General features: G+C 40.0%; 14 protein-coding genes. All 14 read right to left on the minus strand.

The annotated features are described in order from the left end of the window. Positions 1 to 7: 7 nt before the first annotated feature. Positions 8 to 994 (minus strand): PI-PLC domain-containing protein, encoded by a 987-nt coding sequence (locus A3217_RS05760; RefSeq protein ID WP_066388831.1) that lies wholly within the window; start codon positions 992 to 994, stop codon positions 8 to 10. Next, positions 991 to 1,992 carry a sulfatase-like hydrolase/transferase gene (locus A3217_RS05765; protein WP_066388832.1) on the minus strand — a complete coding sequence of 334 codons (1,002 nt, stop codon included), beginning with the start codon at positions 1,990 to 1,992 and terminating at the stop codon, positions 991 to 993. The genes A3217_RS05760 and A3217_RS05765 overlap by 4 nt, the downstream gene beginning before the upstream one ends. Further along, the gene (locus tag A3217_RS05770; protein ID WP_066388833.1) at positions 1,949 to 2,923 is read right to left on the minus strand and encodes a hypothetical protein; all 975 of its coding nucleotides are present in this window, start codon (positions 2,921 to 2,923) and stop codon (positions 1,949 to 1,951) included. The genes A3217_RS05765 and A3217_RS05770 overlap by 44 nt, the downstream gene beginning before the upstream one ends. Positions 2,924 to 2,999: 76 nt before the next feature. Then, complete coding sequence (gene dapE, locus A3217_RS05775) at positions 3,000 to 4,184, minus strand: succinyl-diaminopimelate desuccinylase (protein ID WP_066388834.1); 1,185 nt, start codon at positions 4,182 to 4,184, stop codon at positions 3,000 to 3,002. Further along, positions 4,184 to 4,468 (minus strand): hypothetical protein, encoded by a 285-nt coding sequence (locus A3217_RS09395; RefSeq protein ID WP_231860210.1) that lies wholly within the window; start codon positions 4,466 to 4,468, stop codon positions 4,184 to 4,186. The genes dapE and A3217_RS09395 overlap by 1 nt, the downstream gene beginning before the upstream one ends. Positions 4,469 to 4,600: 132 nt before the next feature. Beyond that, positions 4,601 to 6,727, minus strand: coding sequence for a heavy metal translocating P-type ATPase (locus A3217_RS05785; protein WP_066388835.1), 2,127 nt, complete (start codon positions 6,725 to 6,727; stop codon positions 4,601 to 4,603). Positions 6,728 to 6,756: 29 nt separating this feature from the next. Continuing rightward, positions 6,757 to 7,152, minus strand: a complete 396-nt coding sequence (locus tag A3217_RS09400) for a YtxH domain-containing protein (protein ID WP_231860211.1) — start codon at positions 7,150 to 7,152, stop codon at positions 6,757 to 6,759. A 19-nt stretch (positions 7,153 to 7,171) separates the two neighbouring features. Continuing rightward, positions 7,172 to 7,501, minus strand: coding sequence for a magnetosome protein MamC family protein (locus A3217_RS05795; RefSeq protein ID WP_066388837.1), 330 nt, complete (start codon positions 7,499 to 7,501; stop codon positions 7,172 to 7,174). A gap of 9 nt (positions 7,502 to 7,510) precedes the next feature. Beyond that, the gene (locus A3217_RS05800) at positions 7,511 to 7,855 is read right to left on the minus strand and encodes a hypothetical protein (protein ID WP_066388839.1); all 345 of its coding nucleotides are present in this window, start codon (positions 7,853 to 7,855) and stop codon (positions 7,511 to 7,513) included. A 10-nt stretch (positions 7,856 to 7,865) separates the two neighbouring features. Then, positions 7,866 to 8,651, minus strand: a complete 786-nt coding sequence (locus A3217_RS05805; protein ID WP_066388841.1) for a hypothetical protein — start codon at positions 8,649 to 8,651, stop codon at positions 7,866 to 7,868. Positions 8,652 to 8,653: 2 nt separating this feature from the next. Further along, positions 8,654 to 9,049: a hypothetical protein gene (locus A3217_RS05810; protein ID WP_066388843.1), complete on the minus strand. Its 396-nt coding sequence runs from the start codon at positions 9,047 to 9,049 to the stop codon at positions 8,654 to 8,656. Positions 9,050 to 9,164: 115 nt separating this feature from the next. Continuing rightward, entirely contained in the window at positions 9,165 to 10,238 is a 1,074-nt protein-coding gene (locus tag A3217_RS05815; RefSeq protein ID WP_066388845.1) for a tetratricopeptide repeat protein, read from the minus strand. Between the two features lie 71 nt (positions 10,239 to 10,309). Next, positions 10,310 to 11,158 (minus strand): hypothetical protein, encoded by an 849-nt coding sequence (locus tag A3217_RS05820; RefSeq protein WP_066388849.1) that lies wholly within the window; start codon positions 11,156 to 11,158, stop codon positions 10,310 to 10,312. Positions 11,159 to 11,186: 28 nt separating this feature from the next. Then, the gene (locus A3217_RS05825) at positions 11,187 to 12,353 is read right to left on the minus strand and encodes an N-acetylmuramoyl-L-alanine amidase (protein WP_231860212.1); all 1,167 of its coding nucleotides are present in this window, start codon (positions 12,351 to 12,353) and stop codon (positions 11,187 to 11,189) included. Positions 12,354 to 12,369: the final 16 nt, after the last annotated feature.

Raw genomic sequence — 12,369 nt, forward strand, 5'->3', positions numbered from 1 at the left:
GCAAGGATTAATAAGTCCTGCACTTTGTTTTATCTCTTAAGCGACATTCTTTGCTTTCAATATCCCAATAATCTGTGTAAAACATTGTTGCACTTTTGCCAATATGCAAATCCATAAATGCACCTTCATTGCTTGAAAAAGCCATAATACAACCGCCATTTGCGATAAATTCTTGTGCAAGTTTTAGTGTTTGTTGGTCTTTCAATACTGAAGTATGCAAAGCTAGCATTGGGATTTTAAGTTCGTTTGCGAGTTGAAAATCTGCACTTGAAAGCATAGGATAGAGTATGCCATTCTTACGCGCCTTGTAGTAATTATCAAGCCCAAAGGCTTCAAGCAATATGCGCTCCTTTGGAATTGTTAGTTGTGTTGTTATAGCATCAAAGTCATTGAGTTTATCCGTTACCAAATAGCTTTGTGGATTGGCATTAAAAATTTCATTGATTGAATCTAAGTCAAGCGGGGTGAATTGATTAAAGATTTTTGCATTTTTGATGTAGTTTTTATCTGGGGCTTTGAGGGCTTCCTTGCTTTCTAAAAACTCCTTAGCTTTACCTGTGATTGCATAAAAATGTTTGTAATCATGCGCACCAAAAATATCCCCCTCACTATCTAGCATTAGATCCAACTCCACAAACTTAAATCCATTTGCAAGCGTGTGAAGCAAGGCTTCTTTTGAGTTTGTGTAGGCATAATATTTTTCTTCGTTGCTAGATTCTATTTTTTCTACAATGCCCCCTCCAGCGTGCGCTATAAAGCCGTATGCGGGGTCATTTGCTATGCTTTTGTTAATGAGTGGATTGAAAGGACATTTTTCGTTTTTGAGTATTAGACTCGCAGCTTCAAAGAGGTTTTCTCTATCAATTTTATATTTCTTTAGAGGAGTAATTACCCCCCCCCCTATAAACTTAAGCGTTGCAAGCACCATAAGCACTACAAGCACAATGATAGAAATACCCACAAGGGCTTTCTTTTTAAAAATTAGCTTTTTCATTTTGTCTCCTTTTGTATGTGTTTAGTAGGATTTGGCTTCCAGAGGGAATTATAAAAGCGCGAGCTTTGATTAAGCAATTTGTTAAACTCTTCTCTTCCAAGCTCTTCTAAAAGCGTCTTACCTTTGAGTGGATTGCGTCCAAGCCCAAAGGCTTCAACCTCTAGTCCGATAGAATCTAAGATAAGCACACTCATATCAAAATGGCTCATTTGGCGATTTTTGAGAAGCTCTGGCTGTAAATTTGTGCTAAAGCTAGGATTGATAAAAGTATTAAAAACCGCGCGTTTAGTGTCTTTTGGGAAAAAGTTTTGCTTCATACTTAGATGATCGCCTAGCACAACAATAGTGGTATCTTTATAAAAATCTTGTTGTTGCACCCACTCAATAAATTCCGAAATAAGCAAATCAGCGCATAAAATAGAATTTTCGTAGGGTGATTTATCATCGAATACTTTGCAATTTTGCTTATCTATAAAACCTTCAGGATGGTGCGTATCTATGGTTGTCAGATAGAGGGCAAAATGTGCATTTTCTTGTGGTGCTTTTGCATTATAGTGTTTCTTTTGCCATTCTTGCAAAAAGAGCTTTCCCTCATTTAAGACTAACACATCTTTAATTCCCCAAAAACCATTTTTTGTTTGGGGGTCAATGTTGTGTGTTTTGAGATACTGCGCATCAAAATACTCACTCCCTTTAAGTGCTATAAAATGCGAGCCAAAAAACTGCCTCATTCCAGAAAATTCTCTATCACTGCCTTGTAAAGCTTGCTGTGTGTAATTCAAAGAATGCAGTATGTCGCCTAAACAGGTAGCAGAATCTAAGAAGTATTCGCGAGAAAAGGAATTGCCGCCTATTGGGAGTCTTAGCGGAACAGCACACATATAAGAGGTGAGCCCTGCAATCGTCCAGCCCGTGCCCGCAACTTGTTGTATGCCTCCAAATGTTTGCGTGGAGCTAAAGTTTATATGTTGCGCTGCAAGGGTTGAAAGATTTGGCAAAAGCTCGCCAAAAGGTGCATATCCCCCCCCCCCCGCTCACTGCGCTTTTTAAGCTAAAAGTAGATTCTAAAGATTCCACAAAAATAACAATGAGATTTTTAGGCTGGGAGTTGATTTTGAGTGCGAAAGGTTTGTAATAGTTTTCATAAAATAAGGAATAATCTTGCTGAAAGAGTGCTTTAAACGCGCCAAACTTTTTATTCACAAGATTGAGAGATACCAAAACAAGCGCGATAACGCCACCATACTGCACACTCAAGATAAAAGCGCGCGAATATCGCTTGAAATAAGCGTATGATTTGTTTATAAAATTTCTTAGTGCGACATAGAATCTTGGCAAAAAATGCTTTATAGCGGTATAGAACTTTGGGATTGCTTCTTTACAATAATGATAAATTGGCACGCTAAAAATAAGCACGCTAAGCAATACACTAGGAAAAAAGACGCGTTTTACAAAGCTAGCAAATAGCGCAATTTCTGGGAGTTTGAGCTCAAAGAGGAATTTATCAAGTGTGGTTGGTGCATATAATGTGTAGATTCTATAAATCCAAAAGCTCAAAAACACTATAAAACAGAGTGTAAAAGTAAAGAAAAATGGTGTGCAGGATTTAAGGGTGTGAAAGATTTTCGTATGCTTAAGAATCTTGCGCAAAAATAATTTTAAGGCTTTCAATGCAAGCGGGCTAAAGCTAAGAATCGCACTTAAAATAATACTAGGAAATATCACATGCTCTCTAAAACTTAAAAGAAATTTAGGATCAACATCATCAATTGGGAATTGCAGGTGAAAAAGAATCTGCAAAAATGTCACTTCTCCATAAGTGGTGCTTATCCAAGTGCTAGAAAAAAGCAGGAAAAACCCACCAAAAAAGAGCGCAAAAAGTATGAGGGGGCTAACAAAGCGCAAAAAAGAAAAAAAATTACTAGACATTAAATAACCCTTGCTTGAAAATTTCAAAAAGCATGATACTAAGTAAAAAAACCTTAAGATTCTCTTTGCGTGATTTTTATCTACAAGCGTAGCCTACAAAATCCTCCAAAAACTTCAGAAAAATTTCTTGCAAAATTCTCACATCGCTTGTCTTTACGCGTTCATTTACGGCGTGGATTGTGTCATTTGGCACGCCCACTTCCACCACACTAATTGCACGCGCACCAAAAAAGCGTGCATCGCTTGTCCCGCCTGCTGTGCTTAAAAGTGCCTCTTTGCCACACACTCTTTTAATGCTTTTTTGCATACGAGAAATAAGCGGATTTCCCCTTTGTGTGAGAAATGGCAACGAGCTTTGACGCAATTGCAAATCAAATTCCAAACCCTCACACACTTTCCTAACATAAGATTCCACGCTCTCTAGCGAAGTCTGCGGGGAATTACGCACATTGAAAAGAATTTTCATTTCATTTGGCGTAACATTTGTAACCTCTAGCCCACCGCGAATATCGGTAATCACGAGCTTGCTTGGCTCAAAATCACCATCGCCATTATCCAAATTCACCCCCGCTAGTTTCCCTAGTCTCGCACCCAAAAGCTCCACAGGATTCACACATTGTGCAGGATAGGCGACGTGCCCTTGCTTGCCAAAGATTTTTAGCACACCATTGATACTTCCGCGCCTGCCGATTTTGATACTATCGCCACTTGTCTCGCTCGCACTTGGTTCAGCCACCACCACCATATCAGGCATTAAGCCTTTTTCCGCAAGCAATGGCAGCATATATTGCGTGCCGTAAGTACCTTCTCCCTCTTCATCGCTTGTAAGAAGTAGAGAGATTCTCAAATGTTTTTGTGCATCTTTGTTACGCTCTAAAAACTCCAAAATCGCGCATATAAAAGCACTCACACCACCTTTCATATCCTGTGCGCCACGTCCATAAACAATGCCATTGCTTTTCACTCCAGCAAAAGGCTCATATTCCCAACCCTCTCCGGGTGGTACGACATCAATATGCCCGGCAAAGCAAATGTGAGGTGGCTTAGATTCTGCAAAATCCCAAAAATTCTTGCTATATGCAAAAAGATTTTTCACGCCTCTAGATTCTTGCTCTAGAAAGTCAAAATTGTTATTCAAAAGATCTTTTATAAGCTCATAGATTCCGCATTCTTTGGGCGTTATACTAGGATAAGTAATGAGTTTTTGCAAAAGAGAAATGCAATCAAACTTGCAATCAGGCTTTGATACTAAATGGGACATTATTTTTTCTCATATAAGCTATGATGCCAAATACTAAAGCCAACGAGCGCCACGCCACTAAGCAAATGGATAGTTTTCGCGCTATTATTTTTCATAAAAAACGCGCTCCCCACGCAAGTAAGCAAGCTCACGCTCATACCAAGCTTTGCGATTTCGCGTTTAGAATCTAGTGCTTGCAATAATTTTTTTGCGCTTTTTTGCGCACTTTCCCTTTCTAAAGTGTGCGTTTTGACTTTTTGCAAAGATACTTTTTGTGGGTTTTTAAGCGTTTTTGTGCGCGGCATAGAATCTCCTTATAAACTCAATCTAGTGTTTCTTGGCTTTTTTACGCATTTTGACAAAAACTTTGCGACTTTTTGCGCTAGTCTTATAGAGCAGATACACGCAACCAACGAGCGCTAAAGGCATAAGTGGCATTATTTTTTCTTTAAATTAACGCCCTGCAAGGCATTAAGAAGTAGGATAATTGTCGTGCCATTATGTAAAAAAGCGGTTTGTATCGGGGAGAGTTTCCCAAAAGTCGCAAGGGCTAAAATCGCGCTATTAACAACGACGGTGATTTTGAAATTATTTCGCACTTTTGAGAGACATTGCATTGCATAAATTTTTGCATCAGCCACAGATTCTATATCATCGCGCAAAAGCACTACATCAGCACTCGCCTTTGCAATATCCGCACCTTTATGCATACCTATGCCGCTATCAGCTTTTATGAGTGCGGGCGCGTCATTGATACCATCACCCACAAAGGCGACTTTTCTGCCCTCACTCATAATGGATTCTAGAATCTCAGCCTTTTGTGTCGGCAACAATCTCGCGTAATACCTATCAATCCCAAGCTCACGCGCAATCTCGCTTGCCTTAGAATCTTCATCGCCTGTCAGCATAATAATTTCCTTCACACCGCTTTTTCTTAAGCGCGCAATGGCAGTTTTTGCATTGTGGCGCAAGGTATCTTTAAGCAAAATAAGCCCCAGCAATTTTCCATCATAAGCGATAAAAAGTGGCGTGTGCCCGGAGCGCAAAAGCTCGTTAATGCGCTCATTATGCGCGCGCATATCAATGCCCTCATCATCTTCTAAAAAATGGCGATTGCCAATAAGCACTTCTTTGCCATTAATCTGGCTTTTCACGCCGTGCGCGACAATGAAAGTTACTTCATCGTGGTGAATGTGATTAAACTCCTTTTGCTTTGCAGCCTTTACCACCGCTTCAGCCACAGGGTGAAAATAATGCTCCTCAATGCTAGCAGAGAGATTTAAAATATCCTCTTCCTGCCAAGAAAGATTGAAAGAATGCACAGCGATAACCTCAAGCTCGCCTTTTGTCAATGTGCCGGTTTTATCAAATACAAAGACTTCGGCTTCATTGAGCGATTCTAGACTTTTTGCGCCTTTGATGATGATACCATTTTTCCCCGCACTTGAAATGGTGGATTTAAACGCCACAGGCGTGGCAAGCTTAAGCGCACAGGAATAATCAGCCTGTAACACAGATGCCACGCGCGTCAAATCTTGACTAAAAATATAAGAAGTAATCGCAAGTCCAAGCGTTACAGGCACGAGGCTATCAGCCATTTTTGACGCACTAAGCTGGATTGAGCTTTTTTGCACGAGCGTTTCTTGTATGTAGTTTTTGATACGCGCAGTAGCGGTTTGCTCTCCTACGCCCTCAGCCCAAATTTTGATTCTACCTTCCTGCACGATTGTGCCAGAAAGCACTCTATCTCCGCGCGCGCGTTTTATTGGCGTGGCTTCGCCCGTCATTGAGATTTGATTAACTAGCGCTTCGCCCGCGATAATATGCCCATCAATAAGTATGCTATCTCCCGCACCCACGACAATAACATCGCCAATTTTCAGATTCTCACTTGGAGTTAGGACAAGCTCGCTCTTGCCATTTATCTGCTTTTCCACCCACGCTTCAGAATCTTGAGGCTTACTAAGCTCTTTTAACAAATCATCGCTTTTATACATTGTCATTTCTTCGATGTATTCGCCAAGACTTAGCATAAAGTTTGTTGAATTTGCCGTGCGATAATCCCTGCGATAAAGTGAAATCGCAATCGCCATAGCTTCAAGCACGCGCGAGGTTACGCCTTCGCTTAGCACTTCTTTGGCGCCACTTGTGAGGATTGGCGTAGAAGCGATAAGTGAGAAAAAACCTTTTAGGACGCTTGATTGCATAAAAGGCTCTAAAAGCAACGCAGTGAGCGAGCGCGTCACTTCACTTGAGCTTGGGATTTCACTTCTTAGCGCAATATAGCTTTGCTCACTTCCTTTTTTTGCCGATGCAATAAGGAGATTTTGTAAAGTTTTAAAAAGAGATTCTGTGATAACTTTAAGCACGCGTTCCCCGCCGCTGTAAGTGATGATGATGTTATGCAAAATATCATTGACACGCACACTTTGGATATTTGGGATTTTTTCAATTTCCACGCGCAAAGGTAAGGATTGTATCGCACTTCCTTTTGGCAAAAAATAAGAAAATCGCGCGCGATTTGGGCTTGTATGAATAAGTTTTAATTGTAAGTTTTTAGACATTGCGTGAGTTTAAAATTTACAAACTTCATTTATTCGTTAGAATCCACTTCAGCTTTTGCGTCCTCATAGCGCTCTTTGAGCTCTTCTATACCCATTTCAAAAAGGCTTGAAAGCTTTGCAAAACCTTTGAAAATTGCGCGTTGTGCATCCTCATTTGTAAGGATAAAAGTCGCCACCGCGCCAATAAGCGCACCTTTTAGAAAATCTTGCTGTGTGTTGCCACTATTAAAAAACGAGTTAAGAGTATTTGCAATGCCATTAGCAGTATTTGTGCTGTTTGAGGATTGTGTATTTGCACTGCTTGCGCTATTTGTGTCATTGTTGCTAACGTTGTTATGAATGTAGGGATTATTTTGCACAGAATTAAGGTTCTCTAAATTTGCATTATTTGCACTATTTGTATTATTCGCGTTGTTTATCGCCATTTTTACTCCTTTTGAGGTTTTATCTGCTGGTGATTTTTTGAGAATCTACACAAAAATTTCGTATCGCATAGCTTCCAGCCACACCAAGCGCAAGGTACGCGCCAGATTCTAAAAGATTGTTTAAAACGCCTTTTTGACTTCCAAGAGCATTTGCCACACCCACCGCACACGCTGTGATAAGCGCACCCTCCATGGCTGCTTTGAGCGTGTGTTGCAAAGCACTTTCAAGCAAAATTTCGCCATTTTTAAACTTTGTGTAATTATACACTCCAGAAATCATCAAGCTTGCTATGCCTCCACTTACCGCGTGTCCGGGGATTGAACGCGTAGCCCCTGTATCAAATATCATAACAAATCCTTAAGATTCTTTTGACGTATTTTGCGAGTCATTTTGCGCTAAAAAAGTTTGATTTTGAGAAATGCTTTCTTGTGGTTTTTTTGTGCTTCGTGTCGCTTGATTTTTAGGTTTTCTGCCACGACGTGATTTTACCTTCTCCACCGCTTCTTTAGCCACTGAAACACTAAAATCCAAATCCTCTTTTAGCTCTTTAGCATTTTTTCGTACTTTTTTTGCACCTTGTGAAAAATCCTCTCTTAAATCCTTTGTTTTCGCTTGCAAAGTTGTTGCAATTTTTTTGCGATTATTATATGCGATTATCGCGCCACCGCCAAGAATAAGCCCCGCTAGAAATGGTAATGCCATAAATTACTCCTTATTTTTTGTAGAAATTGCTTGCAATCATAACACAAAAACCTCCCAAGATGCCACCACTTATAAGAGAGAGGTTACATTTTTCTAAAAATTCCACAAGCTCTTGCTGTTGCAATTCTTTATTTTGCAACTTCATCACAATCTCTCTTGTGCGCGCTCCAAAGTCCATAAAACCTTGCAAATTTTGCTCCAAAAACTCTCTGTAATTTTGCGCGTTTAAAAAATCATTTGAGATTTTTTTTTGCTGTTTTTTATGTTCAAAAGAATCTACTAAAGATTTTTTCAAAATTGACAAATGATGCGTGTAGCTTAAAGCTTGCAGGCGAAAAAGGCTATCCTTTACCAATGGCAGACATTGGAATTTCAGCAAAAAATCACAGGTTTGAATCTGTGTAGTTTCTATGCCAAAAAGCAAAAAATATAATTCTTTAATTGCGAGAGAATCTGTATTTTTAAATTGTGTCGCAAGCTTTAAAAGTTCATCTGGCAAGGGATTCTCAAGTGCTAAATTTGTGTAATCAAAAGATTGTTCAAACGCATAAAATTCTTTTAATTCCTCTTCAATTTCCCCTAAAAGTGTATTTTCTTTTGAAATAATCCCCTTTAGACATTGTATAAAATCTTTTAAGATTTGAGAATCTTGCGCAGTGCGCGCAAAATCTGCAGATTCTAAAGGAGCATTAAGCAAATGCAGATGCAAATTTGCCTGCAAAGTTTTGTAAAACTCTAAACTTTTTTTACGCTCCAAAATGGCTAAGCGCAAAGGTCTTGATGCTTCTGAAAGCATTATTAAACTTCCTTTATGTCTTGTGAAAAATCATTGAGCTTTGCTGTGATTTCCTCTAAACGCTCTTTTTTTACCCAAGATTCCCACAAATTTGGCTCAAAAAGATTTGCGTCATAAGTGATTGTCGCGCTCCCAATAAGCGCATTTACCTTGATTTCTTTAATTGCTCTTAATCGCTTAAGTAGCGCGATAATCATCTCCTGCGTATCATTTGCCCGCATATCATTTGATTGAGAATCTGTTAAAAAATGTCTTAGGTTTGTGTTTTGCGCCCATACTTTTGCTTTGTCAAGGTTTTTAAGATTTGCGCGGATTCTAATCCTCCCGCGCAAATGATGGGCAATCACAAAAAAATCTGCAATTTGCGTGATTTCACTTAGTGGGATTTTTTGCACCATAAAATGCCTTTGTGTTGGGCTTAAAAGCTTTACGCTAAAGGCGCGATTATAGCGAATATCGTATTAAATTAGCTTAAATTCCTTATTGCCTTGGCTTTTCAAAGCTCTAGAAAAACTACATTCCAAAAATATCCCCCACAACGCCACCGCGGTTGAGTGTGCCGTAATTTTGCATAAGGCTAAAGTTGTTGCACGCCTCTTGCATTCCATAATCACACGCTAGCCCAAAAAACTCCACAGCGCGTGCCTTATCCTGTCGCACACCTAGCCCACCCTCATAAAGCACGCCGAGGTTATTGCAACTTTGCATGTGCCCGCTATCACACGCGATTGTAAAGTATTTTGCCGCATAGAAGTAGCTTTGATTTGCACCATCGCTCCCCGTCGCATACAAAAAGCCTAGATTCCCACAAGCCACAATATCGCCCTGCTCGCACGCGACATAGTTCATCTCCACAATCCCCATTGTGTCCTTATTCATACCAAAGACATTGTAGGTATTTGTCATAAGCCCTAAGTTATAGCAACCTAATTCACTTCCTAACGCACACGCAGTGCGATAAGCCTCTAACGCCTTTGCATAATCCTTTTTTGCGCCCACACCATTTGCATACGACCAACCAAGATTCGTGCAAGCAAGACTATCACCCCCAGCGCAAGCCACGCCATAGAGTTCGTGAGCTTGTGCTTTGTCCTGCGTTACACCATTGCCATTATCATACGCAAGCGCAAGATTTGCACACGCCACTGCATCGCCCCCAGCGCAAGCTTGTGTGTAAAATTTCACTGCCTTAGTTGGCTCAGGCACGCCATTACTCATACCATACATATAGATTAGCCCGCTCCCAAAGCAACCTGCGGCATTTCCAGCTTGGCAAGACTGCATGAAAAGATCAAGCGCCTTTGTATATTCACCCATTTTGGCAAAGGCAATGGCGGAATTAAGCGCGGCATTAGAATTTTGGATAATAGATTCAAAATCATCAAAGCTAGCGTCTTGTTTCTGCAAATCTTGCGGGGCGATTTGTGAAGCTTGTGCAAGAAGAGAATCTGTGCTAGGTTGGTTATCTTGAGATTGTGCTTCCGCGCTTGCACTTGGCACTTGTGAAATTGTTGCATCTGCAGAATTTTCAGGCTCCGCACACAAGAAACCAAGACAAACCAGCAATACTACAAAAACAAATTTCATTACATAATCTCCAAAACTTTATAAAAATCTAAAAAGCAAAAAAAATGCCATTTTTTGCCAAATCCCTTTGCCTATGTGCGCGTAATGTAACTATACGCCCACTCCACATACCACACCACAAACACAAAGGCATACAAAGTGTAGCGCACATTAAAATACTGATCCGAGCTTGCCAAAATATTTGAACAAAGCAATACAAACACTACGCCTAGACAAAGCAGGACAACATTACTCATACTATAAAAATTTAGCTTTGGTTTCTGTCGCCAAAGTGTGAATATAAGTATCACAAATCCCACAATGAAGCATAATAAATCCAAATAGTCATAAAAATTTGTCTTCAAATAAAATGGCTGCAATGCGCAAGCAAAAAGCGCCATCACAACGACATTTAAACTCGGCTTTAGCATTTCTAAAAGCGCGCCGATGGTGGTTTTAGTATTTGGTACGACACAAAAAAGGTGCAAACCTAATGGCAAAAAGATAAAAAATATATACACAAATCCACTTGTGAGAATCCGCGTTTTGTAGTCTAAAATACTTTCCACCATACCGCGATGATCAATGCTTGATTCAATCAAAAGTAGGCTTGTGATGTCCTGTTTATCCGGCATTGGGGCATTTGAAGTAAGCACGATAATATACACAAAACCAATACAAAAACACACAATCAACGCATGAAGGATAAACTCAAATTTCTTGCTCCCAAACACCAAAAACACAATGCTTAAAAGCGCACCACAAAAAAGAATAAAATTTGTCAGCCACACAAAAACCCCGTGCTCGCGGATAAAGATAAAAAATATATAAGAAAAAGTCTCTAAAAATCGCGAACCAAGTAGTGTAACGCTCACCCAGCAAAAAAGCGCAAAAAACAAACACGAGGAAATCACGCTCACAATATTATCTGTAATTTTCACTTCTTAATCCCTGCCATTAGTTTTTTCTCTAATTTTTATCCAAATAATCATCAATGCCATCAGCAATACCTTCAGCCAAAAGCTTTTGGTATTCTTTGGTTGTAAGAAGTTTGCCTTCGGTATTGTGCGAAACATAGCCTATCTCTATAAGGACAGAGGGCATAAGCGCGCCTGCTAGCACCCAAAATGGACCATCTCGCACACCACCATCAACGACATTTTTATATTTGCGACGCACAGATTCTCTCATACCTGCTTGTATGTCAATCGCAAGCTTGCTAGAGGCAATAAGGCGGTGATTATTGATGGTGTTAAGAAAAGTTTGTTTTGAAAAGTGATTCATCGTAGCAATATCACCAATATTCTCGGCTTCTGCGACTTTGAGCGCTTTTTCACTGCGATTGGTGGAGAGAAAGTAGGTTTCAATCCCACTAGGAGATTTCCTGCCAACAGGGATAGAGTTTGCGTGGATTGAGATAAATAAATCCACGCCCTTGTCATTGGCAAATTTCGTCCTATCAATAAGATCGATAAAAGTATCATTATTGCGCGTCATATAAACGATATAACCGCGCTTTTTAAGCTCTGTGTTGAGAATCTTTGCCACCTCTAAGACGATGGTTTTTTCACACACTTTGTTCGCGCCCATCGCACCACAATCCTTGCCGCCGTGTCCGGGATCTAAAGCAATTTTTTTCTTTGTGCTATTTTGTTTTGGTGGCGGTGTGGGTTTAGATTTTTGTTTAGGTTTTTCGCTTTGGGTGGTTGGCGGATTTGGCTTTACAAGCTTAGAATCTGCTAATTCCTGTCTAATGTAGAGATTTTGCTCTTGCTTTTGCAGGGTGTAGGTGTATTTTTCATTTGGCTTTATCACAAGGCGTAGGATTTCTTTTGTATTTTGCGCAACATTGATGATGGAGTTATTTTTAAAAACAAAACTTCGCTTTGGCACAACTAAAATCGCTTCAATATCAATAAACACGCGCCCATCTTTAAGTTTGCTTTCTTTAAACTTTAAATTCTGTGTATCTTGGTTAAAAACAATCTTAAGATGATTATCCCCAAAAGGGACGAGGGAAAGCACCTTATAAGGCGCAATTTGCGTTATCAGCGTGTCTGTAAGCGCAAAATATTGCAAAAAGAAAAAAAGGGCTAAGCTCGTGCGCAATATCTTGCTAAGTCGCCCATTTTCCAAATCACTCCTCCGCCAC

The sequence above is a fragment of the Helicobacter himalayensis genome (assembly GCF_001602095.1).
Lineage (GTDB): Bacteria > Campylobacterota > Campylobacteria > Campylobacterales > Helicobacteraceae > Helicobacter_F > Helicobacter_F himalayensis.